The sequence below is a fragment of the Amycolatopsis ultiminotia genome (assembly GCF_039536925.1).
In the GTDB taxonomy this organism is placed as follows: domain Bacteria; phylum Actinomycetota; class Actinomycetes; order Mycobacteriales; family Pseudonocardiaceae; genus Amycolatopsis; species Amycolatopsis ultiminotia.
Genome location: NZ_BAAAZN010000014.1, coordinates 23,074 through 47,358, shown reverse-complemented (window position 1 = coordinate 47,358; position 24,285 = coordinate 23,074). Strand labels below are relative to the sequence as shown.

Annotated in this window: 17 protein-coding genes; 6 read left to right on the top strand and 11 right to left on the bottom strand. The window is 71.0% G+C overall.

From position 1 onward, the window contains the following. Nucleotides 1-101 precede the first annotated feature (101 nt). Nucleotides 102-701: a TetR/AcrR family transcriptional regulator gene (locus tag ABD793_RS28430; protein WP_344865465.1), complete on the bottom strand. Its 600-nt coding sequence runs from the start codon at nt 699-701 to the stop codon at nt 102-104. Between the two features lie 94 nt (nt 702-795). On the opposite strand from ABD793_RS28430, the gene ABD793_RS28425 reads away from it, so the two are divergent. The 3 genes from ABD793_RS28425 to ABD793_RS28415 all read left to right on the top strand — a co-directional run bounded on the left by ABD793_RS28425 (nt 796) and on the right by ABD793_RS28415 (nt 4,710). Beyond that, nucleotides 796-2,139 carry a cytochrome P450 gene (locus tag ABD793_RS28425; RefSeq protein WP_344865463.1) on the top strand — a complete coding sequence of 448 codons (1,344 nt, stop codon included), beginning with the start codon at nt 796-798 and terminating at the stop codon, nt 2,137-2,139. 197 nt (nt 2,140-2,336) lie between these two features. Continuing rightward, entirely contained in the window at nt 2,337-3,194 is an 858-nt protein-coding gene (locus ABD793_RS28420) for an SDR family NAD(P)-dependent oxidoreductase (RefSeq protein WP_344865461.1), read from the top strand. Continuing rightward, nucleotides 3,184-4,710 carry a flavin-containing monooxygenase gene (locus ABD793_RS28415; RefSeq protein ID WP_344865459.1) on the top strand — a complete coding sequence of 509 codons (1,527 nt, stop codon included), beginning with the start codon at nt 3,184-3,186 and terminating at the stop codon, nt 4,708-4,710. The genes ABD793_RS28420 and ABD793_RS28415 overlap by 11 nt, the downstream gene beginning before the upstream one ends. On the opposite strand, the gene ABD793_RS28410 is transcribed toward ABD793_RS28415, so the two are convergent. Both ABD793_RS28410 and ABD793_RS28405 read right to left on the bottom strand, forming a co-directional pair. Continuing rightward, entirely contained in the window at nt 4,679-7,786 is a 3,108-nt protein-coding gene (locus ABD793_RS28410) for a discoidin domain-containing protein (RefSeq protein WP_344865458.1), read from the bottom strand. The two genes, ABD793_RS28415 and ABD793_RS28410, sit on opposite strands and share 32 nt — an antisense overlap. Nucleotides 7,787-7,818: 32 nt before the next feature. Further along, entirely contained in the window at nt 7,819-9,741 is a 1,923-nt protein-coding gene (locus tag ABD793_RS28405) for a hypothetical protein (protein WP_344865456.1), read from the bottom strand. Nucleotides 9,742-10,069: 328 nt separating this feature from the next. Here ABD793_RS28405 and ABD793_RS28400 point away from each other — a divergent pair, with 328 nt between their 5' ends. Then, nucleotides 10,070-11,164 carry a glycoside hydrolase family 88/105 protein gene (locus ABD793_RS28400; RefSeq protein ID WP_344865454.1) on the top strand — a complete coding sequence of 365 codons (1,095 nt, stop codon included), beginning with the start codon at nt 10,070-10,072 and terminating at the stop codon, nt 11,162-11,164. Nucleotides 11,165-11,168: 4 nt separating this feature from the next. Here the strand turns inward: ABD793_RS28400 and ABD793_RS28395 are convergent, their stop codons facing one another. From ABD793_RS28395 to ABD793_RS28370, 6 genes are all read right to left on the bottom strand, one after another. After that, entirely contained in the window at nt 11,169-12,440 is a 1,272-nt protein-coding gene (locus ABD793_RS28395; protein WP_344865452.1) for a TRAP transporter large permease, read from the bottom strand. A gap of 3 nt (nt 12,441-12,443) precedes the next feature. Then, nucleotides 12,444-12,956 carry a hypothetical protein gene (locus ABD793_RS28390; protein ID WP_344865450.1) on the bottom strand — a complete coding sequence of 171 codons (513 nt, stop codon included), beginning with the start codon at nt 12,954-12,956 and terminating at the stop codon, nt 12,444-12,446. Next, nucleotides 12,953-15,091 (bottom strand): hydantoinase/oxoprolinase family protein, encoded by a 2,139-nt coding sequence (locus tag ABD793_RS28385; RefSeq protein WP_344865448.1) that lies wholly within the window; start codon nt 15,089-15,091, stop codon nt 12,953-12,955. The genes ABD793_RS28390 and ABD793_RS28385 overlap by 4 nt, the downstream gene beginning before the upstream one ends. Nucleotides 15,092-15,119: 28 nt before the next feature. Continuing rightward, on the bottom strand, nt 15,120-16,742 hold the full coding sequence (locus ABD793_RS28380; RefSeq protein WP_344865445.1) for an FAD-dependent oxidoreductase: 1,623 nt from the start codon (nt 16,740-16,742) through the stop codon (nt 15,120-15,122). An 8-nt stretch (nt 16,743-16,750) separates the two neighbouring features. After that, complete coding sequence (locus ABD793_RS28375; protein ID WP_344865443.1) at nt 16,751-17,752, bottom strand: LacI family DNA-binding transcriptional regulator; 1,002 nt, start codon at nt 17,750-17,752, stop codon at nt 16,751-16,753. A gap of 141 nt (nt 17,753-17,893) precedes the next feature. After that, complete coding sequence (locus tag ABD793_RS28370; protein WP_344865441.1) at nt 17,894-18,523, bottom strand: FMN-binding negative transcriptional regulator; 630 nt, start codon at nt 18,521-18,523, stop codon at nt 17,894-17,896. A gap of 81 nt (nt 18,524-18,604) precedes the next feature. Here ABD793_RS28370 and ABD793_RS28365 point away from each other — a divergent pair, with 81 nt between their 5' ends. Then, nucleotides 18,605-19,945, top strand: coding sequence for an aminotransferase class I/II-fold pyridoxal phosphate-dependent enzyme (locus ABD793_RS28365; RefSeq protein WP_344865439.1), 1,341 nt, complete (start codon nt 18,605-18,607; stop codon nt 19,943-19,945). 59 nt (nt 19,946-20,004) lie between these two features. Then, the gene (locus tag ABD793_RS28360; protein WP_344865437.1) at nt 20,005-21,273 is read left to right on the top strand and encodes an amidohydrolase family protein; all 1,269 of its coding nucleotides are present in this window, start codon (nt 20,005-20,007) and stop codon (nt 21,271-21,273) included. A gap of 69 nt (nt 21,274-21,342) precedes the next feature. Here the strand turns inward: ABD793_RS28360 and ABD793_RS28355 are convergent, their stop codons facing one another. Both ABD793_RS28355 and ABD793_RS28345 read right to left on the bottom strand, forming a co-directional pair. Continuing rightward, nucleotides 21,343-22,281 (bottom strand): GNAT family N-acetyltransferase, encoded by a 939-nt coding sequence (locus tag ABD793_RS28355; protein WP_344865435.1) that lies wholly within the window; start codon nt 22,279-22,281, stop codon nt 21,343-21,345. Nucleotides 22,282-22,681: 400 nt separating this feature from the next. Next, entirely contained in the window at nt 22,682-24,136 is a 1,455-nt protein-coding gene (locus ABD793_RS28345; RefSeq protein ID WP_344865433.1) for an alpha/beta hydrolase, read from the bottom strand. Nucleotides 24,137-24,285: the final 149 nt, after the last annotated feature.

Below are 24,285 nucleotides of genomic sequence, written 5' to 3'. Positions count from 1 at the left end.
TCAACCGACGATCGACCCGTCCGGCGCGCCAGGGTGACACCGAGGCGGACACCCGGCGACCAGAGGGTGAAGCGTGGCCCTCGCCCACCGCACCGGCGGGTTCAGGAGGAGGGGCCGAGCAGCGCGATCGAGGCCTGGACCGCAGTCTCGGTGATGTCCGCGATCCGGCCGCCGTCCTCGACCGTCGTCGCGATGAGTTCACGCAGGCCGCCCAGCAGCACGATCGCCTGCTGCCGGGAAGCGCGGCCGACACCGGCCCCGCGCAGCTCCGCGGTGTCGGTCAGGGTCTGGACCATCGTGATGAAGCGCTCCATCAGATCCCGCTGCAGTTCCCGCGCCAGCATGCCGAGCGCGGGCACATCGCGGATCCAGCTGTGCGCGACGGCGCGCTGGGTGTCCGCGGCGTCCAGCCAGGCCCCGATCGCCCGGCGGACCTGGACCTGCCACGGGTCGGCCGGGTCCACCGCGGCCGCGATCCGCCGGATCATCTCGTTGTTCGCCTCGGTGATCAGCGCGGCGAAGCAGGGTTCCTTGCCGGAGAAGTGCTCGTAGAAGGTGCGCCGCGACGTCTTGGCCAGCCGCACGATGTCGGCGACCGTGGTGTCCTGGTAGCCGCGCTCGGTGATCGACAAGGCCAGCCCGTCGAGCAGCCGCTGCCGGAAGTCCGCGGGCGCCGCGGCAGTGGTTCGCGCTGGGGTCACCTGGTGCACGGTATCCGTCTCCTCTTGAGCTCAGCTGGTACATGAGCGTACCATCCGCTGGTACGTTGGCGTACCAACCGGGAGGTGGCTGCCCATGACCACACTGCGACTGCCGCCGGGCCCGTCGGTCCCGTGGCCGCTGCAAGCGGCCTACGCGCTGACCCGGCCCCGGCGCGGGGTCCAGCGGATCCGCGCCAAGTACGGCACCGCGTTCACCGTGCAGACCCCGGTGTTCGGCAAGGCGGTCGTGCTCAGCGATCCCGCCGAGATCAAACAGCTGTTCCAGGCCGGTGCGGACGTCGTGGACAACGTGGAACCCAATCTCGGCCGGGTGCTCGGTCCCGGTTCGATGTTCGCGCTCGCCGGGGCCGAGCACCACAAGCAGCGCAAGCTGCTCGTGCCGCCGTTTCACGGACGGCGGCTCGCCGCATACGAGAAGATCATGGCGGCGGCGACCGCACGGGAGTTCGCGACCTGGCCGGAAGGCCGGGAGTTCGCCACGCTGCCGTCGATGATGCGGATCACCCTCGACATCATCCTGCGTGCGGTGTTCGGTGCCGAGGGCGCGGAATTCGACCGGCTGCGGGATTTGCTGCCGCGGTGGGTCAAACTCGGCTCGCAGCTGGCCGTGCTGCCCGTCCCCCAGCTCGACTGGGGACGGTGGAGCCCGTGGGGCCGGTTCCGGATCATGCGCCGGGAGTACGACGCGATCGTCGAGCGCCTGATCACCAAGGCGGAACGCGAGGGCCACCTCGACGACCGGGAGGACATCCTCGCGCTGATGCTGCAGGCCCGCTACGACGACGGCACGCCGATGCGGCACCGGGACGTCGCCGATCAGCTGCTCACCCTCCTGACCGCGGGCCACGAGACCACCGCGACCACGCTCGCCTGGACGATCGAGCGGCTCCGCCGGCACCCGGCGGTGCTGCAGGCACTCTCGGATGAGGAAGACGCCGGGGGAAAAGCCCTGCGCGAAGCGACCATCGTCGAGGTCCAGCGCACCCGGCCGGTGATCGACGTGGTCGGGCGCACGATCAAGGCCGAGGGCTACCGGCTCGGCCGGTGGACGCTGCCGGAGGGGATGGTGGTGCTGGTGAGCATCGCGTTGCTGCACGAGGACCCGCAGCTGTTCCCGGATCCGCAGACGTTCGATCCGCACCGGTTCGCCACCGCGAAACCCAACCTCTACCACTGGGTCCCGTTCGGGGGTGGCAGCAGGCGGTGCCTCGGCGCAGCGTTCGCGAACATGGAGATGAACGTCGTGCTGCGGACCCTGGTGCGGGACTTCGACCTGGCCGCCACGACCGCGCCGGGGGAAGCCCCGCACTCCCGCGGGATCGCGAACGCACCCGGCAAGGGCGGCCTCGCGGTGGTCCGCCGCCGCAGCACCGATCCGGCCTCCCCCGCCTCGGCCGCCGCGGCGGGCGCCGGGTGAGGGCGGGCCGCCGGCGCCGGACGTCGCTGTCGCGGCACCCGCTCCGGCATCCGCGATTCCCGCCAGGCCGTCACTTCCGCGGCGCCGCCCCGGCCTGGCCGGGTCCCGCCGCAGTCGCCCCGGTCACGACGACCAGCGCCGCACGCCCAGCGTGCAGGAGAACCAACCCCGCCCCACCACCACACCGAGGAGCGACCATGCCCCCGCGTCACCGGCTCAGCGGCCGTCCGGCAGTGATCACCGGCGCGGCGTCCGGAATCGGCCGGAGCCTCGCACGGAGGCTGAACGGGCTCGGCTCGCCGGTCGCGCTCGCGGACGTCGACGAGGCCGGGCTCGCGCAGACCGCCGCCGGCCTGCGCGGGCCGGTGCACATCCGGGTCCTCGACGTCCGGGACGCCGCCGACCAGCTGAAATTCGCCGGTGAGGTCCGCGAGTGGCTGCCTGCCCCGCTCGCCGCGGTGTTCAACAACGCCGGGGTCGCACTGTCGCAGACGGTGCGCGACGCGGTCGCCGAGGACACCGGCTGGCTGCACGACATCAACTTCCACGGCGTGGTCAACGGCACCCGTGCGTTCCTGCCGATCCTCGCCGAACAGGGCCACGGCGCGATCGTCAACACCTCCAGCGTGTTCGGGCTCGCCGGGATGCCGTACCAGAGTGCGTACTGCGCGGCGAAGTTCGCCGTCCGCGGGTTCACCGACTCGCTGCGCCAGGAACTGCGCGGGACCGGCGTGCGGGCGATCACCGTGCACCCCGGCGGGATCAAGACGAACATCGTCCGCAACGGACGGATGCACCAGGATCCGGACCGGCGCGACCGCACGTCCGCGGAAATGGCCGCGGCGTTCGACGCGATGGCCAGGACCACACCGGAGCAGGCCGCGCGGATCATCCAGCACGGCGTGGAGCGCGGGAAATCCCGTATCCTCGTGGGGCCGGACGCCTACCTGTTCGACGCACTGGTGCGCATCGCGCCCACGCACTACTACGACCTGCTCGGCCGGCTGACGTCCAGCCGGCGTTCCGGCAACCAGGAGGCCGCCCGTGTCCGCTGAACCCATCGCGTCCACCGAGCATTTCGATGTGCTGATCGTCGGTGCCGGACTGTCCGGGGTCGGCGCCGCGCACCACCTCCGGACCGCGTTCCCGGACCGGACGTACGCGATTCTGGAAGCCCGCGACGCGCTCGGCGGCACCTGGGACCTGTTCCGCTACCCCGGCGTCCGGTCCGATTCGGACATGCAGACCCTCGGCTACCGGTTCCGGCCGTGGACCGGGGTCAAGTCCATCGCGGACGGACCGGCCATTCTGCAGTACATCCAGGACACCGCCGCCGACGCCGGGATCGACCGGCACATCCGGTACGGCCACCGGGTCACCGCCGCCTCGTGGTCCACCGAGGATGCACTGTGGACGGTCACGGTCGAACACGACGGGGAAACCCGGCAGCTGACCACGAACCTCCTGTACGTGTGCAGCGGTTACTACCACTACGACAGCGGCCACCGTCCGGCGTTCCCCGGTATCGAGCAGTTCGGCGGGACGGTCGTGCACCCGCAGCAGTGGCCTGCCGAGCTGGACTACGCGGACAAGAACGTGGTGGTGATCGGCAGCGGCGCCACCGCGGTGACCATCGTGCCTGCCATGGCCGGACAGGCCCGGCACGTGACCATGCTGCAGCGCTCCCCCACCTACATCGCCGCCATACCGGGGGAGGACAAACTCGCCAACCGGCTGCGGGCACTGCTCGGGGACCGCCTGGGGTACGCGGTGACCCGCTGGAAGAACGTCGCCACGACCACCGCGATCTACCAGCTGAGCCGGCGGCGGCCCAGGCTGATGCGGTCGGTCCTGCGCAAGGGTGCGGTCAAGCTGCTGCCGCCGGGCTACGACGTCGACCGGCATTTCAGGCCCCGGTACAACCCGTGGGACCAGCGGCTGTGCCTGGCACCGGACGGCGACCTGTTCACCGCGATCCGCCGCGGCGGCACGTCGGTGGTCACCGACGAGATCGCCGGGTTCACCGAAACCGGGATCCGGCTGCGCTCGGGTACCGAGCTGCCCGCGGACGTCGTGGTGACCGCCACCGGCCTTCGCCTGCTCGCGTTCGGCGGCATCCGGCTCACCGTCGACGACCGGCCGGTGCAGCTGCCGGAAACCATGGCGTACAAGGGGATGATGCTCAGCGGCGTGCCGAACTTCGTCTTCACCGTCGGCTACACCAACGCGTCGTGGACGCTGAAGGCCGATCTGGTCAGCGAGTACACCGTGCGGCTCCTGCGGCATCTGGACGAGCACGGATACGACCAGTGCGTGCCGGTGAACGACCGCACGGACGTCGCCGAACGACCGTTGCTCGACTTCCAGGCAGGCTACGTCCAGCGCTCCATGCACGAGTTCCCCCGCGCCGGCTCGCGACGGCCGTGGCGGATGGGCACGAGTTACCCGAACGACCTGCTCCTCCTGCGCCACGGCCGGATCGACGACGGCGCACTCCGGTTCCGCCGCAAACCGGCCGTCCACCGGGCCGCGGCCCAGGTCAGCTCGCCGGGTGCACCCGCAAGGCAGTGAGCTCCGCGGTCCCGGTGCCACGCACTCGCACCGCCACGTACCGCGCTGAGCTGCCGGGCTGCACCGTGGCATGCCTGCGGCGAGGCAGTGGCGGCGCGGTCGTGTAGGTGCGGCCGTCGACGCTCGTTTCGACGGCCGCGTCCGGGACCCGCCCGGCCGACCACGTCAGCTCGACTTCGCCGAGCGGGCGGACCGCGCCGAGATCGACGACCATCCGGCCGTCGGGACCCGGACGCCAGGAGGTGCGTTCGTCGTCGTCGACCGCGGCGCCGGGATCGGACATGCCCTCCGGCAGGGGCTCGGTCGGGAACGTCGTGGCGCCCACCGCCAGATCGGCAAGCGGGTACGGCCGGGTGGCGTTCGCGGTGACCGTCACGGTGCCGCCGCCAGGGACCACTACCTCCCGCGCCGCTTCGCCGGCCGGCCGGACCTGAACGTGGACCGCTGTTCCGGCGGGGGCGGTGAGCCGCAGCGTCGCAGCATCGGCCACCGTGGCCTGCAGACCGCTCTGCCCGGCAGTGGCGCGCACGGTGAACCAGGCCGCTTCGACCCGCCCTTCCGCGGCGGCCAAGGACATTGTCAAGACGCTACTGTCCTCAGTGCACACTTGGTCGCCGCGGTAGAGCGAAATCTCGCCGTCGGCCGCAGGCAGCGTGACGGTGCCCTTCGCCGCCGAGCCGGACAGGTTGAGCAGCACCAGATGTCCGTCGGCCACGGAAGTGCGCACCGCCTCGACGCCGGAAGCCGGGCGCGGCGAAGTCGTGGGCAGTACCTTCGGATCCGGGTGGCATTCGACCTGCAGCGGCGCCGATTCGCCGTCGGACAGCACGATCCGGTCCCCGGTGACGGTGATCGGATTCGGCGCGCCGGTCACGACGAATCCGGCCCGGCCGTCGACATCGAGCCAGCCGCCCCGGGTACTGACCGCCGGCTTCGGGTAAGTCGCGGCAGTGGTCCAGGTGGAACCGTCCGATGAGGTCTCGATGCGGTAGCGCCGTCCGGCTGCCGCCTCCCACACCAGCTTCACGCGGTCGAACTGCTTCGCCGCACCGAGGTCGACGGAGAACCAGCTGTCGGCACGCGGACGATCGGCAGTGGACACGGCCCAGCGTGTCGTCGCGTCGCCGTCGATTGCGTACTTCGCCTCCTTGCCCGGAGCGGCGGACGACGCGGACGCGGTGCCCGCACGCGCGAGGTCGGTACCGTCGCCGACCTCGAACGACCACAGGGAATAGCCGTATGCCGGATCGGGCTGCACACCGAGCATCCGGACGTATTGTGCTGTGACGGCGGGAAAAGCGACCTCATCGGTGCGGCCGCCGGCCGGGGCCGCGGGCGTGGCCGGGACGGTGACTGTGCCCTCGGCCGTGCGGTAGGTACGTTTGCCGGCCAGACCGGGCATTCCGGGCATGTCGAGGTTGTAGATCGACAGCACGCCCTCGGCCGCAGCCAGTCCGGTCGTCGCGTACACCGCGGCGCCGGACGGCAGTGTGGCGAAACCGGCGTACCCCTGGTCGAACTTGAACACCGCCGACGTCGCCTCGAAGCCGTCGCGCAGTTTCGTCCAGGTCGCCGTGTGCCGTTCCTTCACCTCGAGCGCCGTCGACGGCAGGAACATCGGCGTCGCCCCGCTGACCGCGAACAGCCAGTCGTCGTGGTGCGGTTGCCAGGCGAACTTGGCGTAGCCCGGTTTGCTCACCGCCGCTGCCCAAGCGTCCGCCGTCCGATGCGCCAGCAACCCCGGCCCTGCACCGAAATCCCGGACACCCACCGCGTACGCATCGAACTCCGCCTGGCTCACCGGCTGCACCGGGCCACCCTGGCTCGCCCGCCATTCGTGCAGCAGATAACTGATCGCGATCTCCGCACGGGCCTCCGGCTCGTACTTCGGCTCCCCGGAGAACTTCGTGACGCGGTCGGCCGGCGGATACGCCTGGTACGGCTCAAGACGGGCGGCCAGCTGCGCCTCTGCCCTTGCCGCGTAACGATCTCCGAGCACCTGGGCGCGGAAGGCGAGCGGGATCACGTCGCGGCCGTAGAGGTGCTCCCGGTCCGCGACCATCGGCATCAACGGCTCGCCCGCGTCACCCGCCATGAGCAGCATGGTGTGCCACAACCGTTCGCCGTTCGGCTGCGCAGTGAGCACCTCCGGCAACGGCTGTCCGGCCAGCAGGAAGTGCAGTGCGTTGCGGCCCGAGGTGCGCCACAGCTCCTCCTGGTAGTGCGGGCCGAACGAGCCGTGGTTCTCGACCAGGAAGGTGTCGTACAGGTTTTCCGCGGCGTTGGCGGAAACGGCCACGCCGTCGACCACCCGCGGGTTGGCCAGATCCGCCGGCGGCAGCCCGGTTTCGTTGCGGCTCCACCGGCCGAACCACTCCCGCCACGCCGTGGCTCGCGCGTCACCGGGCGCCCAGGCGATCCCCGGGGCCAGCGCCTGCGCGTAGACGCCCATCTCCTCCAGCTTGGTGTCGCCGACGTGCCCGCCGGACAGGCCGTGCGGCGTCCAGTCGCCCGACATCGGGTCGTCGCCGGTGCCGAGGCCGGCCGTGTAGGCCGCCTGGCCGGTGGCGATCTTGTCCAGATTCGCCCGGGTGGCCGGGTCGAGGTCGTCCCACAGCAGCCGGCCGGCGAGCTGGAAGTAGGACTGGAACGTGGTGTCGAAGAACAGCCGACGGCCCCATTCCGCACCGCCGGCAACCAGGTTCGACGCGGCGAAGTGCCGGATCGTGTCGACGGTGTGCCGGTGCAGCACCTCTCGCTCGACGCCCGCCACGGCGGCGTCGTAGCCGTCTCTGGTCAGCAGGACCGCGTTGCCGAGGACGACAGCGAAGGTGAAGTCCTTGGCCGGGTAGATCCCCGCCGCCGCGTCGAACTGCGACTCCGCCCAGCGGGTGTGCCGCAACAGCACCTGCTGGTAGGTCGCCGCGACGTCGTCCGGGGCCGGCCCGCCCCGTGCCGGTGCCCTGCCGCGCACCGCGGCCGCACCGGCCGGGGTCACCAGAGCGGCGGCCACGAGCGCGAGGCCGCCCGCGCCGAACGCTTGCAGGACCCGGCGGCGGGACGGTTCGGCGTTCATGCTCTCCCCTTCGAGAACGGCGTGGTCGAAGCTCAGCCCAGGGTGATCGTCGTGGTGAGGGTCCCCGGGTGCGGCACGCGCAGGACGTGCAGCCGACGGCCGCCCTCGCGCAGGATCGTAACGTCGGTGGCAACCACCTTCGCGGCCAGCGCGGTGCCCCAGCCGATCCGGATCGTGGTGTCCCCGCGCCGGATCACCAGCGCATCGGTGGTCGCCGACGAGGTCTTGCCGAACCCGGCCGGGGAGCCGTCGGCAAAGCTGACCGAATCCGTCGGCTTCAGCACCAGCGGCACCTGTTCGGTGAGGGCGGTGGTGCCCTTGACCGCGCGGGTGACGGTGTTCTTCGTGAGGGTGAGCTTGGTGCGGATCCGGCTGTCCAGCGCATAGTCCACAGTGACCGGAGCCGATCCGGGGACGATCCGGTCACCGTTCCAGTCCCGGTCGCCGACCCGGTAGCTCGCGGTCAGCAGACCGCGCGCGTCCGGGCTGCCGCTGGGCAGCACGCTCGCCCAGCAGGAGGCGTCGTCCTGCTGGCTCTGCACGATCGTGCCCGCCTCCGGATGCCACAACAGCCCGGCCGAGCCCCGCGCGTACTGGGAAGGCCGCTCGCCGAAGAACGCGGCGAGGTACAGCGCCGGACGGCGCACGTACACATAGGTCTGTTCGGTGGCGGTGTCCTTACGCTGCACCGCGAAATCCTTGCTGCTCAGATACGGCAGCTGCTGGATCGCCTGCTTTTTCACCGCGGCGGAGGGCAGCTTCTCGCCGTAGGGCGCATGCGCGATGATCCGCGGGGAAGTGTCCTGTTTGGCCAGTGGCGGCGCCGGCGAGGGATCGGTCCGCCAGGCTTCGCGGGTGGCGGCCCGGTCCTCGGCGGAGGTGAAGAACGGTGCGAGCGCGGGAACCTCCGGTACGAAGACCGACGCGAGATCGGTGCGGTCGGGATCCGCCACCACGTCGTCGTAACCGGTGACCGTGGTACGCGCGGACATCCCGACGTAGGTCAGCGAGCCGGTGCCGTCCGGTTCACGCAGCACGTTGTAGCCGAACCATTTCGCGAACTTCCCGGCCATGGACACCACGGTCCGGTCGCCGGTGAGCACGTGGATCTCGGCGATCTCCGGCAGCATCACCTCGAAGTTGTAGTTGATGTCCATGCCGGTCGGCTCGTAGAAGAAGCCGGCCGGGCTCTGCCCGTGCGCGGCGAGGAAGCCGATCCGGTCGGCGAGCTTCTTCTGCAGCGCGGCGTCCGGATCGAGCTTCAGCGCCAGCGTCGCACTGGCCAGGCCGGACGCGTTCTGGTTCGCGTAGTGGACCGGCGATTCCCAGATCGGGTTGTCCGGGTTGAGGAACCAGGTCATGCCCTTTTTCAGCGCGGTGCCGATTTCCCCGCGGCGCTCCGGCAGCGCGTTCGCCTGCCGGAGGTTCGCCAGTGTCTTGGCGAGGTAACCGATCCCGAAGCCGGTGGCCGCCTTGGATTTCTCCGCGGCGCTGTACTCCGGCCACGATCCGTCGTCGTGCTGCAGCCCGAGGTAGTGCGCGATGGCCGCGTCGAGCCGGTTGCGCAGCGGGACGCTGCCGGAGTACGGATTCCACTCGCGTTCGTTCGCGAGGAACCAGCTGAAGGTGAACACGTGCTCCTGCACCCGCGAGTTGGTCGGCACGGACGGGGTGCGCCACCACCCGCCGCCGAGGAAGCCGCGGGTCGCCGCGTCGTCGACCTCGACGTCGTTGACCATCCCGGGCAGAATCGCCAGATACGGGCCGAATCGCTGCTCCAGCGGCTCGAACTGCGCGCGCACCGGCGCTCCGCCGGGCAGCGGCGGCAGTGCCGGAAAGGGACCGGCAGGTGGCGCGATCCCGGCGGCCGCGGTGCCCGGAACAACCGCGCCCACACCGAGCGCCGCCCCCAGTCCGGCCGTTCCGAGCAGCATCCCACGCCTCGACAGAACCATTGTCCCCTCCTTTGTTCGCCGATCGCGCTGGACGGTAAGCCCGGCGGCCGCACCGGACAAGGGCCTAATACGTATTAGTCCCTCTCGGCGGAGGAAACTGTCCCGTTCCTCGGCGCGCGCGGGTATATCCGGGAAAAGTCCGGTTTTCTGTCCGGTCGCTTTCCCCGATGGGCGGTTGACCATTCCGGACAAACGCTCCGAAGATCACGGTCGTACTCGGGTAACCGGCCCCCGCCGCCACCGGTACCCGCCCCTCGAACTGCCGGAAAAGGAGCTGGTCGCATTGGGAATCCGTACTGTCTTACGGCTGATCTGCACCGTTCTCGTCATGTTGGGACTGCTGAGCCCCGCGGTGTCCGCGTCCGCCGCGGACCGGACCGATCTGTCCCGCGCGGTCGCCGATTCGACAATGGCCGCGCATCCTGCCGCGAAGATCGGGCTCAACTACCCCGACGGACTGGTCCTGCTGGGCATTTATCGCCTTTACCAGCGCACGCACGACCAACGGTACCTCGATTACCTGAAGGCGTGGGGCACCGCGAAGGTCTCCACCGACGGTGACACCGGAGTCGCCTACGACTCACTGGACAGCATGTTCATCGGAAACGTCTTCCTCGTGCTGGCCAAGGAAACCGGCGACCACCGCTACACGCTGGCCGCGCAGCGCATTCACGATCGGCTCAAGAGCTACCCCCGGACCTCCGACGGCGCCTTCATCCACAATACCGGCCTCAGCGGTCAGCTGTGGGCGGACGGCGCCTTCATGGTCACCCCGTTCCTCGCGAACTACGCAGTGGCGACCGGGGATTCCTCGGCAAGTGCCGAAGCAGTGAAGCAGCTGAACCTCTACTTCGGACACCTGCGGCACCCGGACGGCATGCTTTACCACGCGTACGACGAAAAACACGCGCAGCCGTGGTCCGACGCGGACGGTCATTCACCCGAGGTGTGGTGCCGCGCGGTCGGCTGGTTCGGCGCGGCGACGGTGGAAGTGCTCGACACCCTGCCGAAGACCGCACCCGACCGGGACAAACTGGTCGACATCACGGCCTTCCTCGCCGACGGGTACCGCACCTGGCAGGACCCGGCGACCGGGCGGTGGTTCCAGCTGCCGGTCAAGCCGAAGCTGGCCGGGAACTGGACCGAGACCTCGTCCTCGAGCCTGTACACCTACACCTTGTCCAGGGCGATCCAGCAGGGTTACCTCGGAGCCGAGTACCAGCCCGTGGTCGACCGGGGCTACGCCGGAGTCCGCGACCGCGTTTCGATCGCCGACGACGGCAGCACCAAGATCACCGAAGTCGGGGTCGGGACCAACGTCGGCGACGCCGCGTTCTACCTCGCGCGCCCGCGTGCCACCAACGATTTCCACGGTATCGGCGCGTTCCTCTACCTCGGCGAACAGCTGGCCGGCGGGGTCTGAGTGCTCACAGGTAGGACACCGCCGTGAGCACCATGCCGCCCAGCGCGACCACCCAGGTGTAAGGCAGGGTGGAGAGCATCGCGCGCTCCGGGCGCACGCCGGCGTACTGGGCCGCCCAGACCGTCTGGGTGCTCGTCGGGTCGGAAACGCTGAAGACCTGGTTGTAGGAGGCCATCAGCCCGACCACCGCGGGCAGCGGGTAGATCCCGCCGGTCACCAGTACGCCGGCCACCCCGGCGCCGAGGCCGAACACGTTGAGCGGCCCGCGGAACAGGCACAGCGGGACGAGGAGCACGAAGACCACCACGAACCACAGTGCGCCGGACGGGCTGATCGCGGCCACGATCGGGGTCAGCGCGTTCTTCGCGCCGGGCAGTTTCACCGCGGCCAGCAGCATGCCGATCGCCACGAAGAGCGCGATCGGCGGCGCCGCCACCTGGAACGCCCGGTACAGCGAACGCAGTGCCCTGCCGTTGAGCTCGCCCCACTTCGTGGTGGTCACCAGCGCGTAGACCACCCCGGCCAGCAGCGAGGGCACGATCGGCACCGCGAGCCCCAGCGCCAGCACGATCGGCACGAGCGGGGTGATCAACGCGTACCAAGGCGCGTCTCCGCGGCGGACGCGCGCCTTCGGCCGGTCCAGCTTCACCGCCCAGGCATGCCGTGCACCGCGTCGCGTTTGGACGAACACGTAGACGATGCCCACCACGAGCGCCATCGGGAACAGCTTGATCATGATCGCCTTGACGTCCGCGACCGGCGCACCGAGCGCGTCGGAAAGGAACTGCCACACCGGCAGTTCCAGCGGCGAGCCCGCGGAGATGCCCATCAGCACGGTGCCGCCCGCGGCGACCGGGCGTACCCCGACCGCGATCATCGCCGGGATGCCGACCACCCCGGCGAGCATCGCCGCCGGCGCCGAACCGGTGATGCTGCCGCACAGGATCGAGACCGCGAACACGCCGAGCGCGACGATCGACGGACGTTCCCCGCCGAACTCCACGATCTTGCGCACCAGGGTGCCGGCGATGCCCGTCTCGTCCATCAGCGTGCCGAGCCAGGAACCGAGCAGCACGGCGAGCATGGTGGCCGCCAGTGCCGCCGAACCGGTCTCCAGCACGCTGGTCAGGATGCTGTCCTGCTCGCCGCTGAACGGGGCACCGGCCAGCAGCGCGATGCCGATCGCCAGGAACACCAGCGCGAACGCCGTCGGCAGCACCCGGGTGAGCATCAGCACCACCCCGACCGCCATCAGAACCAGAATCGCGATACCCATCGGTCACTTCCCTCCCGCGAGCGCGGTGGTGATCAGCAGCGGGCTCACGGCAAGGCCGCTGCGGCGGTGCGCGAACCGGTGCGCGGCGATTTCCTCGGCACCGGCCACGTGCCCGCGCACCCGGAGGCATCCGAACCGGATCGCGGTGTGGCCGAGCCTGCGGTTCAGCTCGCGCACGTCGAGCCGGTGGTGCGCGATTTCGTGCTCGACGGCTGCCCGGCGCAGTGCCTCACGGGTGACCGGCCAGCCCTTGGCTCTGGCCAGTTCCTCGACTTTCTGCAGGGAATCGGAATAGACGGTGACGGTGCCGTGGTGGTGCTCGGCGAGCAGCAGCTCCCGTTTGCCGGCGCCGCCTTCGCGTTCCACGACCCGGACGCCATCGTCCTCGCCGGTGGCGGCCAGTTCGTCGCCGTAGGCCAGCGCGGTCTCCGCCCACTCGCGCAGCTGCGGTTCGGCGCGGTTCTCGTGGGTCGGCGTCGCCCGCAACAGCCGGACGGCCAGGTCGACGTCGCTCATGTACGGTCCTCCAGTATGACGACCAACGGCTCGTCGGTCGCGCGGGTCTTCAGTTCCGCTCCGGCCAGTGCGATCAGCTGGTCCCGGTCCAGCACCCCGGACAGGTCCGCGATCTTCGGACCCACCAGGAGCCACACGGCCGGGGCACGGGAACCGCCGTCGCCGTAACGGGTGTGCCGATCGACGAGTTCGGCCACGCGTGCCTGCGCGGATCCCACGTCGGTCCGGTCGACCACCGCACCGGTGCTGTGCAGGCGAAGCACCCCTTCGCCGTCGACCACGCGCACCTGTTCGACAGGTGCGCCGAACCGCCCGAGCAGTCCTCGCCTGCGCGCCCGCGCGCCGAGCACCCGGTGGTACGCGGTCGAGGCCAGCTCGTGCACCTCGGCCGGAGCGACGCCGACGCTGCGGGCCACCGCGGCACGCACCGCCTCTTCGTCCACAGTGGATGCCCGGTCCTTGGTGCGCAGTTCGGTCGATCCGGTCGCGATCGCCCGGATCAGGTTGCGCTGCGGGTCGACGGTGACCTCCACCTCGACGCCCGCCGGATCGGCGCCCTGGCCGACCACCGCCGATTCGGCTTCCGTCCGCACCGCGAGGATGTCCGCGTCCGACGGGCCGGGCACGATCCGTTCGACCGATTCCCGCACCAGTGCCAGCGCCGCACCGAGCGGGCTGATCACCTCGGCGTGCGCCGCGATCCGCCACTCGTGCCCGGATTCGACGCCGAGGAACGGGGTGACCGCGGCCGCTCCGCCGCCGCCGCCGACCAGCGCGGGACTGTCCAGACGATACTCCCGGACCAGGTCCTCGACCACCGACCGGACCGGCTTCACCGCGCGGCCGAGCACCGTCCTGGCGGCCTGCTCGACCGACGTGCCCAACGCCGCCGCGAGCGGCTGCAGTGCCAGCCGTGCGGCGTCCGGCTCGGCCACCGCGTACGAACCGACGGGAACCACGCCGAGCGCGTTGGCCGCGCAGGTCAGAGTGAGCGCGTACCGACGTCCGTCCACAGTGTCCAGAGCGACGTAGTCGGCGGGATCGTCCGGCTGCGGCGAGACGGTGACCAGCTTCGCCCCGGTCAATGCGGACGCCGGAGCGAAACACGCATACGGCAGACCCGCGATGTGCGCGCTGCGAGGACCGACGGCAGTCACCGCGCTTCCGGAGAAGCGGACCAAGGAGCCACCGCCGATGCCGACCGTGCGAACGTCGAGCGCGGGCAGGTAGGTCTCGCGTCCGCCGAGGTGCGCGTGCCGCACCTGGACCCGGCCGCGGCGGACCACACTGATGTCCGTCGACGTGCCGCCGGTCTCCAGGAAGAGGCCTTCGCTGAGCTTCTCGCCCATCAGCGCGCCGGCCACCCCGGCAGCGGGACCGGACAGCGCTGTCAACAGTGGACGGTGCCGCATCTCCGGCAACGACATGACCCCGCCGTCGCCACGCACCACCATCAACGGCGCGGTGATGCCCGCACGGCGCACACTGGCCTCGACCAGATCAGCGGTCGAAACCATGCGCGGCATGATGCCGGCGTTGAGCACCGCCGTGCGTGCCCGCTTGGTCAGCCCGTACAGGCTGGTGATCTCGTGCGTGGCCGTGGCGAGCACGTCTCGTTCCCGCGCCGCGGAAACGACCGCACGTTCCCCTTCGGGATCGTCCACACTGAACGGTTCGACCGCGACGATCACCTCCGCGCCCTGCCGGACCAGGGTTTCGACCGCCGCACCCGCGTCCGCCGGGGTATGCGCGGGGGCGAACCGCACCGGAAGCTTCCGGCCCGGCGCGAGCTCCATCTTCCCCAGCGAAGCCAGCCGCCGGGTGGCGAAACCGTCGAAGCCGGTGCCGACACCGGCAATGCCGACCGTGGCCACGTCCCCTTCGAGCAGCGCGTTGGTGGCCTGGGTGGTGCCGTGCGCGAGGAACGACACGTCGTTGGCGCCGATGCCGGCATCCGCCTGCAGCTTCTCCAGCGCCTCCAGGATGCCGTGCGCCACCCCGTCTTCGTGGTCGTGACTGGTCGGCACCTTCACCTGTCCGAGCAGCTCGAACGACCGTGCGTCGACGGCGACCGCGTCGGTGAACGTGCCCCCGACGTCGACGCCGATGCGCACCGGACCGGAACGGGACGGCATTGTCCGTACCTCCTGCTGTGGTAAGGGATCAGTAGCCGCGGACCTCGGGCCAGCGCCGTTCGACGCCGGCGCGGTCCAGCAACCGCTCGAATTCCGTGCGCCGCGCCGGATCCTCCCGGACCTGGTGCGGCTCGGTGCCCTCGCGCAGTGCGAATCCCGCGAGATGGCCGGCGACCTCGCCCACGTTCCACTCCACGGGGTGCAGGCGGTGGCAGCCGTTGGTGATGTGCGTCGTGCCGATGTTCTTGCCCGCGGGCAGCAGGTTCCGCATCCGCTGCGGCAGCAGTGCGCCGAGCGGCAGTTCGAACGGGACACTGGGAATGTCCACATAGGTGTCACCCGCGGTCGAGGGGTGCAGGTCGAGCCGGTAGCTGCCGATCCCGACGGAATCCTCCCGGCGCTTGCGCCCGGTCGGCCCGAGCAGCTCCAGCGACACGTCCTGCTCGACGATCGTGGTCACCGCCCGGATCCGCCGGGCCTCGCGGACGTAGGCGGACTTCGCGAGCCCGTCGTCGGTGCCGACCACGTCCGGGCGCAGCCGCAGTCCGGGGAATCCGGTCCCGCCGTCGAGCCGGGGCGCCTCGGTCTGCAGCCAGTGCAGCACCGAAAGCGACAGCTGTTTGGCTTCGTGGTGCGCCCGCGCCACGTCCTCGGCGGTGCTCACGCCCTCGATCTCGACCGCGGGCCGCAGCCAGTAGTCGTTGAGCGGCCAGTTCACCAGCGTGATGTCGGAGTCGAAGGCGCCGGGCCGGTGCAGCTTGCGGGCGAGGATCCGGCGGAAGCCCCACAGTTCCTTGTCACCGGCGTCGGCACTCTGGTCCGCGCTGATCGCCAGCGGATCGGTTTCCGGGTTCGGGTCGAAAGTACGCGGGACCGGTTCCAGCGAACGCGGGTCCGGCGCGAGGAAACCGAGCAGCGGACCGGGCCAGAACGCCGGTGTGTACTCGCGCCAGAACCGGTACATCTCGGGCCGGTCGATCGTGTGGTCCTCCCCCGCGTGGTGCGACAGCGCCAGGCAGTACGTGATCCCTTGCAGATTGCCGGGATCCGCCTTCTCCGGGGCGTGCGGTTCGCCGTGTTCGGCCTGTGCTTCGGCACCGACGGCGAATTCGGTTCCGGTCAGCGGCAGCAGGTCGCCGTTTTCCGTCGCGTCGAGGACGTACTGCGCCCGCACCGTGACCCGGTCCCCGGCGGGCCCCGCCAAGGTGATGGCGTCGACCCGGTCTCCGGTCACCTCCGCGGCGACCGGACGGTGTCCCAGCAGGACAGTGACGCGGCCGGCCGCGCGGTGTGGTGCCAGCATCGCCTCCAGCACGGCGAGCGCCACCCGAGGTTCGTGGCACAGCTTGCTGACCCGGCCCGCGCCGGGGTTCAGCTCGGGCAGCGCGGCCGCTTCGCCGCGAAGCGGGTAGTGCTGCCGGTAGTAGTCGCGCACCCCCGCGCGAAAGCGGCGGTAGGCCGCGGTGGCGCCGAACCGCTCGATCCACGGGTTCTCGTCCGGAGGCACCGCCTGCGCGGTGAACTGGCCGCCGAGCCAGTCGGTTTCCTCGGTCAGCACGACGCGATGTCCCGCCGATGCGGCGGCCAGCGCGGCGGCGACGCCGCCGACCCCGCCGCCCGCGACGAGGATCTCGGTGCCGATTTCGGGCATGCTCGGTCCTATCCGGATCGTGGTGGGCCGACCTGCGAGCCGGCCACCGATGGGCACCGCAGCAGCTGCTGCGGTGTGCTCTTGGCTGCGGTGACGAGGTCGACCAGCAGCCGTACCGCCCGCCTGCCCATCTCCCGCATGGGCACCTCGAAGCCGCTCACCCCCGGCGGACCGCCGAGCACCGCAAGGGACAGATCGTCCGGAGTGGACAGTCCGGCCGCGTCGAGTGCCGCGCGTACGGACCGGTAGGCCGTTCCGGTGTCGGTGCCCTCCACCACCACTGCGGTGACGCCCTCGGCCAGCCAGCCGCGCACCGTGGCGACCGGCAGCTGCGCACCCTCGAGCCGCACGATCCCGGTCCGGGGTGCGGCACGCAGCACGCCGAGTTGCCGGTCCTCCGAGGACGGTGCCACGTCCGGCTCCCGGACGTAGCGGATCTCCCGGTGCCCGAGGCCGAGCAGCCGTTGCAGCACCTGGGCGGAAGCGCTCACGTAATCCGCGCCGACGAACGGGATCCGGCCGCCGAGCTCCGGCCGCCGTCCGATGTAGACGAGCGGGAAGCCTGCGTCGACGAGCCGGGACACCGGGTCCTCCGGCACGTGCCTGCCGAAGAACAGGCAGCCGTCGGCCATCCGGGTGCGGCGGATGGCGGCCTCCTGCGCGGCCTGCGGCCCGCCGGTGCCGGTGAACAGGATGAGGTCCTGGCCGAGTGCCGCGGCCTCCTCCTCCACACCGGACAGGATCGGGTGGTAGGCATCCGCCTCGTCGGTCGGGAAGGCGGCGCGGAAGGTGTACAGGCCGAGCAGGTTCGACCGCGAACGCGCGAGCCGGGTGGCCACCGGATGCGGCACGTAGCCGAGTTCCTCCGCGACCTCCAGGATCCGGCGGCGGGTGGACTCGGCCATCCGCACCGTCCGGTTCCCGCCCAGCACCACCGAGACCGCGGCCTGCGACACCCCGGCGAGCCGGGCGATGTCGGCCTGCCTCGGCATCCGGCGTCGGGTGGTCATCTCGCGTCTCTCCTGCGGGGCTAATGCGGTTTAGCCGAGGATCTGCGCGGATTCCGCCGTCGTCAAGCATTCCGCGCGGTTCTGTCCGATCCACGCGAACACCGGACTAATACGTATTAGCTCATTGACAGCCGGGCCGGCTCACTCGTCGTCCAGCCCGCGGGCGGCCATCCGGGCCGCGGTCTCCTGTTCCGGGCGGGTGCCCTGCGCGAGCCCGCGCACCACGCCGGCCCGGTCCTGCGCCGTGCGGTTCTGGTTCAGCTTCTCCTTGGCCACCACCCGCGTGATCTCCAGCTGGATGCCGACGATGGCCTGCAGCTGCCCCCGGACGAAGTCCGCCGGGGCGTCGGCAACCCGCCACGGTGCTTCGCGGCCGGCTTCGTGGTGGTCGGTCAGCCGGGTGACGTGCTCGAGCAGCCAGTCCGGGTCGTCGTGCGCCTGCAGCCGGCCGTGCACGGTGAGCACCGTGTAGTTCCAGGTCGGGACCACCTTCGCGCTCGTCTGCCTGCTCGGGTAGTACGCCCGGGTCACGTAGGGGTCCACGCCGGGGATGATCGCCACCGACTCGGCTTCGCCGGTGAAACGCCACTGCGGGTTCGGCCGGGCCAGGTGGCCGACCAGCGCATGCCGCTCCGCGTCGTAGAGCAGCGGCAGCGACGTCACCTCCAGGCCGCCGTCCGGATCCGGCGTGACCAGGTGGCCGAATCCGCCGCGGCCGAGCAGGGCCGCGGTGTCCTCGGCGGAAACCTCGAACTGGCGGGGCAGGTACACCGTGCCTCCTCAGGGTATTTTTGTCACGTGACAAACACGGTAGCCGCGGTTCGGGGCACTGTCACGTGCCATACTGGGCCGGTGACGGACCGGGCCGCGGAGCGCGCACCGATCAGCGGAACGACCGCGGGGGAGATCTGCCGGAGCGTGCGCGATCTGGTCGGCACCGGACGGTTGCGGGCGGGCGACCCGGTGCCGCCGATCCGCGAACTGGCCGCGGGACTCGGGGTGCACCGCAACACCGTTGCGGCCGCTTACCGCATGCTGGTCGCCGCAGGCGTGGCGGAAACCCGCGGGCGGCACGGCACGGTGATCAGCGCACTCCCCCGGCTCGAGGGCGAAACGTCCGCAACCACCGGGCTGGTGGACCTCTCCAGCGGCAACCCCGATCCGGCGTTGCTGCCGGACGTCACCACGGTGCTGCCCCGGCTCGGCTACCGCATGCAGATGTACGGCAGCCAGGCCGTCGAGCCGCGCCTGGCGCAGTGGGCGCGCACCGCGTGGACACCGCAGATCGAGGTTCCGTTCGAGGTGTCGGTGACCCACGGCGCGGTCGACGCCGTGGAGCGGCTGCTCGTCGCACACCTGACCAGGGGCGACCTCGTCGCGATGGAGGACCCGTGCTTCTACGCGAGCGAGGGCACGCTGCGGCTCAACGGTTTCCGGGCCGCGCCTGTCCCGGTGGACGCCGAGGGCATGGCGCCGGGTGTCCTGCGCGCCGCGGTGTCCGCGGGCGCACGGGCGGTCCTGCTCACCCCGCGCGTGCACAACCCCACCGGGGTCAGCCTGAGCGCAGAGCGAGCCCGTGAAATCCGTTCCGTACTGGCCGATCACCCGCACGTGCTGGTGATCGAGGACGACCACTTCTCCGCGATTTCCCGGAATCCCTACCACCGGGCCACCCCGCCGCAGACGCAGCGGTGGGCGCTGGTGCGTTCGGTGGCGAAGTTCCTCGGCCCGGATCTGCGGGTCGCGGCCGTCGCGTCCGATGTGGACACCGCCGAACGGCTCGGCACGCGACTGCGTCCCGGAGCCACCTGGGTCAGCCGGTTGCTGCAGCAGCTGGTGGTGGAACTGCTCGAGTCCGACGAAACGGCGGCGACGTTCGACCACGCGCGCCGCAGCTACGCCGAACGCGTGGACCTGCTCCGCCGCGAGCTGGCCGACGCGGGCGTCGACACCCCGTTCCCCACCGACGGGTTCAACGTCTGGGTACCGACCCCGGAGGGCCCGGCCGGCACGGTCGCCGCACTGCGGGACGCGGGCTGGTCGGTCCGGGACGGCTCGGCGTTCCGGACCGCGGCGAGCACCGCGCCCCCCGGGATCCGCGTCACCGCAGCACGGCTGACCCCGGCGCGGGCCGGTGAGTTCGCCCGCCACCTCGGCGAGATCCGCGAAAGTGCCGCAACCACCAAGAGTTGACTCATCAACTCTGGCGGGCCTAGGGTCGGGTGATCGACTCCGGCCGAAAGGACGCTTGCGTGAAGACACTGATCCGAGGCGGCACAGTGGTGACCATGGACCCGGCGACCGGGGATTTCCCCGAGGGCGACGTGCTCGTCGAGGACGGCCGGATCGCCGCAGTCGGCACCCGGATCGAGGCGGACGGCGCGGAGGTCGTGGACGCGGCGGGCATGATCGTGGCGCCCGGGTTCGTGGACACCCACCGGCACACCTGGCAGACCGCGTTCCGCGGGCTCGGCACGGACTGGACGTTCGACGAGTACCGCGCGATCCTGCACGGGCGGATCCGGCCGCACTACCGCCCGGACGACGTGTACCTGGGAAACCTGTTCGGCCGGATCGAGGCGCTCAACGCGGGCGTGACCACCATGCTCGACTGGTTCCACTGTTCCGACCGGCCGGAGAACGCCGATGCCGCCGTCCAGGCGCTGCAGGAGGCACCGGGGCGGTCGATCTTCTGTTACGGAGCGGGCAACGGTGCGGATGCCGACATCACCGCCGAGATCACCCGGATCCGCGCACAGCTTCCCGGCGAGGCCATGGCGCTCGGCCTGCGCGGGCCGATTCTGACCACAATGGACACCACCGCGGCCGATGTCGCGCTGGCCCGGGAACACGGGCTCCGGGTGAGCGTGCACATCCACGGCACCGCCGGCTGGCCGAGGGGAGACCGGCCGGTCGCCGAGATGCGCGAGCGCGGGCTGCTCGACGACCGCATGACCGTCGTGCACGGCAACGGCCTCTCCGACGATCAGCTCGCAATGCTCGCCGACGCCGGCTGTTCGGTGTCGATCAGCCCGGACGTCGAGGTGAAGATGGGCTTCGGCGCACCGATCACCGGCCGGGTGCTGGCCGCGGGGATCCGCCCGTCGCTGTCGGTCGACGACTGTCCCTCGGCCGGTGGTGACCTGTTCTCCGCGATGCGCACCGCGCTCGCCGTGCAACGCGGCCTCGACGGCACGCTCACCACCCGCGACGTCGCGGAGTTCGCCACCATCGACGGCGCCCGTACCTGCGGGCTCGGCGACCGGACCGGCAGCCTGACCGTCGGCAAGGACGCCGACCTGATCGTGCTCGACGCACAGGACCCGGCGCTCTTCCCGGTGAACGATCCGGTCGCCGGCATCGTCACCGCCGGGCACCCCGGTGTGGTGGACAGCGTTTTCGTGGCGGGCAAGGCGGTCAAGCGGCACGGCAGGCTGCTCGGCCTCGACCTGCCACGGCTGCGCACCCGGCTGCTGGAGTCCCGCGACCGGATCGCCGCCGCAGCCGGCCTCGGCGGGTAGCGTGCGCCGGTAGCGCCTGGCCCGGCGGATCGTGCGGCCGGGCTCCGGTGCGTGCCCGGTCTGCGTGGGTCAGCTCGCGGCTTTGATCTGCGGCAGGTCCCGGGTCAGCTCGCGGAAGCCGACGCCGTGGTACAGGTTTCGGGCCGCCGGATGCGCCGGTGCACCGAGGCAGGCGACCAGCATGCGGTTCGCACCGGCCGCTCTGGCCCGGTGCATCCCGTGCAGCTGCAACGCGGTACCCAGCCCCTGCCGGCGGAATTGCCGGTGGGTGCCGACGGGTTCGAATTCGGCGACGCCCGTCACGTCGTCCAGCCAGATGATCGCGGTCGCGGCGAGTGCGCCCTCCGGTGCCTCGATCAGCACGTGCAGATCGGCCCGGTACGGCCAGGTCCGCCGGACCCGCTCGAACGCCGCCTCGGTGAGGCCGGGAGACGGCCACGCGGCCCGGTGCACCTCGACCGCGTCGGCCACCGAGACGTCCTCGGCCGTGCGGAACCGGAAACCCGCGGGCAGCACCGGATCCGGCAGATCGGTCAGCTCCCGCACGTTGCCCTGCGTCCAGTTCCCTTCGTCCGAACCGGTTTCCGCGTCGAACACGTAGCCGTGCGCGGCGGCGATCGCCTCGGCCCGGACATCCGCGGCCTGGAGCGTGAGCAGCCGGTCGACGTCGCCCGCCACCTCGTCGTACCAGTCCAGGATCGCGGTCAGCAGCTCCGGGCGGTCCGGATGTACCTGCCAGACCAGGGTGGCCGCCTGTTCCGCACGGAACGTGCCGTCCCCGCGCGGCACCCGGTGCGGCAGGCAGACCCACCCCCATGCGACCAGCCGGTCGCCGTCGAACCAGTGCCGGTACCGCCAGAACCGGTGGAGCGCATCAAAGTCCTTGGCCCGGACCCAGGCCAGTTCCCCGACGGACGCATCCGCGGTCACCAGTTCCGGCCGCACCGCGGTCACCTCTTGGGCAAGGCCCTGCATCAGCCGCAATTCGTCCGGGCCGAGGTTCTCCATCCGGGCACTGTGCCAGTACCGGAACGCCGCTGTCGACGCAGTTTCCGCCGTACCGGCGAGCTGCGCGCCAGGTGTGGTGGCCCGGCGGCTGGGTGCAGGCAGGCGTAGCCGATCAGTGCGCGATTGTGACGGTGTTCAGTGGTGGTGACCCGGGCGTTGCGCCGGGATGGGGGCCATCCGTCATCCGATGGCCGCCACCGTCAGGGGTGCTGCCCGGCTTCGTGACGTCCGCGTGCACCGGGCGAGCGAGGCACTACGGCCAAGGCCTGTCTCGTAACCGTGGTTGTGGGGCTGGTGTTGAGGTCTTCTTTCCAGTCCGGCACCTCACTGCCGTCACGAGGTTTGCGATCAGGCATGACACCCGAGCCGCCGGCCCGGCACCGGGATTACCAGACAACCCTCAGGCCCCCGGTGCCGGTGGTGCCGGGCATTTCACGTCGGCCGCGGGGAGTTTGCCGGTGCGCAGGTACTGGGTCACCGGTTCGTCGACGCAGGTGTTCTCGTCGAACAGGAACTGCCCGTGGTTTCCGCCGTCGGACAGCACCATCCGGGAGCCCTGCATCGCCTGCTGCATGCGTTGCGCGCCCACGAGCGGGGTTGCCGAGTCGTCCTTCGCCTGTACCAGCAGGACCGGCGGTACGTTTCCGGATCCGATCTGCAGCGGCGGTGCGGTCGGTGCTTTCCAGAACGCACAGGGCGCCGAGTACCACGTGTTCAGCCAGGCGAACAGCGGAGCGTCCTTCGCCGCCTTCACGGTGTCCGCGTGCCAGGTCTGCCAGTCCGTGGGCCATTTGTCGTCGGCGCAGTTGTACGCGAGCTGCGGGCCGTTCACCGATTGCAGCGCGAGCTGACCCGCCGCACTGCTGAGCGCGCCGGCGTCACCTGCGCGATAACGGGAGACGGCGTCGGCCAGCGTGCCCCACGACGTGTCGACGTACATCGCCGATGCCAGCATCTGGTCCAGTTCCGCACTGCCCACCTTGCCCTCGGCCGGCTCGGCGTCGAGCTTGCCGCGGGTGTCGGTCCAGGCACTGCCCACCGCGTCGCCGGTGGTGCCGAGGTGGTATTTGTCGTCGTGCGCAGCCACCCACGCGAAGAACTGCTCCGCCCGGTGCTGCAACGCCGGATCCTGCTCGAACCCGGCCTGGTACCCGCCGATCGTGGGGTCCACCACGCTGTCGAGCACCATCCGGCCGGTGCTGCCGGGGAACATCGTCGCGTAGGTCGCGCCGAGCTTGGTGCCGTAGGAGTAGCCGAGGTAGTCGAGTTTGTCCTTGCCCAGCGCGGTCCGGATCCGGTCCATGTCCCGTGCGGCGTTCTGCGTGGTGATGTGCGGCAGCAGGGCGGCCGAGTGCTCCGCGCACGCACCGGCGATCTTGCTCGCGACGGCGACCCGCTGCTGCTCCTGGTCCGCGTTCGCCGGCTCGCTGGGCGGCATCGGGGCCGGCAGGAGACCCGAGGTGTCCCCGCACGTCACCGGCGAGCTGGCGCCCACCCCGCGCGGATCGAAGCTGACGATCAGGTACTGCGACCCGAGTTCCGGTGGCAGCGAGGACTGCACGAGCTTCGGCGTGCCGATCCCGGATTCACCCGGCCCGCCCGGGTTGACCACCAGCACGTTCGGCGCGTCGAGCGAACCGGCCGCAGACAGCGTGAGGGTGAGCTGCTTGCCCGCGGGATCGGCGTAGTCGAGCGGCACGTCGAGCTGGGCGCAGCCGGTCCCCCTCGGTGCGTTCAGCTCGGGCGCGCATTCCGCCCACTTGACGGCGGTGCCGGCAGCGGTCGCCGAGGCCGAGCCCAGCACGGTGGCGGCCACCGCGGCCACGGCCGCGATGCGCATTGCCCGCACAGTCATCAATGGGTCCTCTCCGGAACGGACTGTTCACTTTGGACGATCACCCGATCATGGATACCAGCTGCCTGCGCGGGCAGCCACCCGCAGCGGTGAACCGGCACCGATCCGGCCCGAATGCACCCGACCGGGCAACCCGCAGCGGTCCGGCG

Excerpts from the sequence above, each read along its gene's own strand:
- ABD793_RS28345 (WP_344865433.1), bottom strand. The coding sequence starts at position 24,136 with ATGACTGTGCGGGCAATGCGCATCGCGGCCGTGGCCGCGGTGGCCGCC.
- ABD793_RS28395 (WP_344865452.1), bottom strand. The coding sequence starts at position 12,440 with ATGGGTATCGCGATTCTGGTTCTGATGGCGGTCGGGGTGGTGCTGATG.
- ABD793_RS28405 (WP_344865456.1), bottom strand. The coding sequence starts at position 9,741 with ATGGTTCTGTCGAGGCGTGGGATGCTGCTCGGAACGGCCGGACTGGGG.
- ABD793_RS28420 (WP_344865461.1), top strand. The coding sequence starts at position 2,337 with ATGCCCCCGCGTCACCGGCTCAGCGGCCGTCCGGCAGTGATCACCGGC.
- ABD793_RS28410 (WP_344865458.1), bottom strand. The coding sequence starts at position 7,786 with ATGAACGCCGAACCGTCCCGCCGCCGGGTCCTGCAAGCGTTCGGCGCG.
- ABD793_RS28380 (WP_344865445.1), bottom strand. The coding sequence starts at position 16,742 with ATGCCCGAAATCGGCACCGAGATCCTCGTCGCGGGCGGCGGGGTCGGC.
- ABD793_RS28355 (WP_344865435.1), bottom strand. The coding sequence starts at position 22,281 with ATGGAGAACCTCGGCCCGGACGAATTGCGGCTGATGCAGGGCCTTGCC.
- ABD793_RS28425 (WP_344865463.1), top strand. The coding sequence starts at position 796 with ATGACCACACTGCGACTGCCGCCGGGCCCGTCGGTCCCGTGGCCGCTG.
- ABD793_RS28385 (WP_344865448.1), bottom strand. The coding sequence starts at position 15,091 with ATGCCGTCCCGTTCCGGTCCGGTGCGCATCGGCGTCGACGTCGGGGGC.
- ABD793_RS28375 (WP_344865443.1), bottom strand. The coding sequence starts at position 17,752 with ATGACCACCCGACGCCGGATGCCGAGGCAGGCCGACATCGCCCGGCTC.
- ABD793_RS28400 (WP_344865454.1), top strand. The coding sequence starts at position 10,070 with ATGTTGGGACTGCTGAGCCCCGCGGTGTCCGCGTCCGCCGCGGACCGG.
- ABD793_RS28390 (WP_344865450.1), bottom strand. The coding sequence starts at position 12,956 with ATGAGCGACGTCGACCTGGCCGTCCGGCTGTTGCGGGCGACGCCGACC.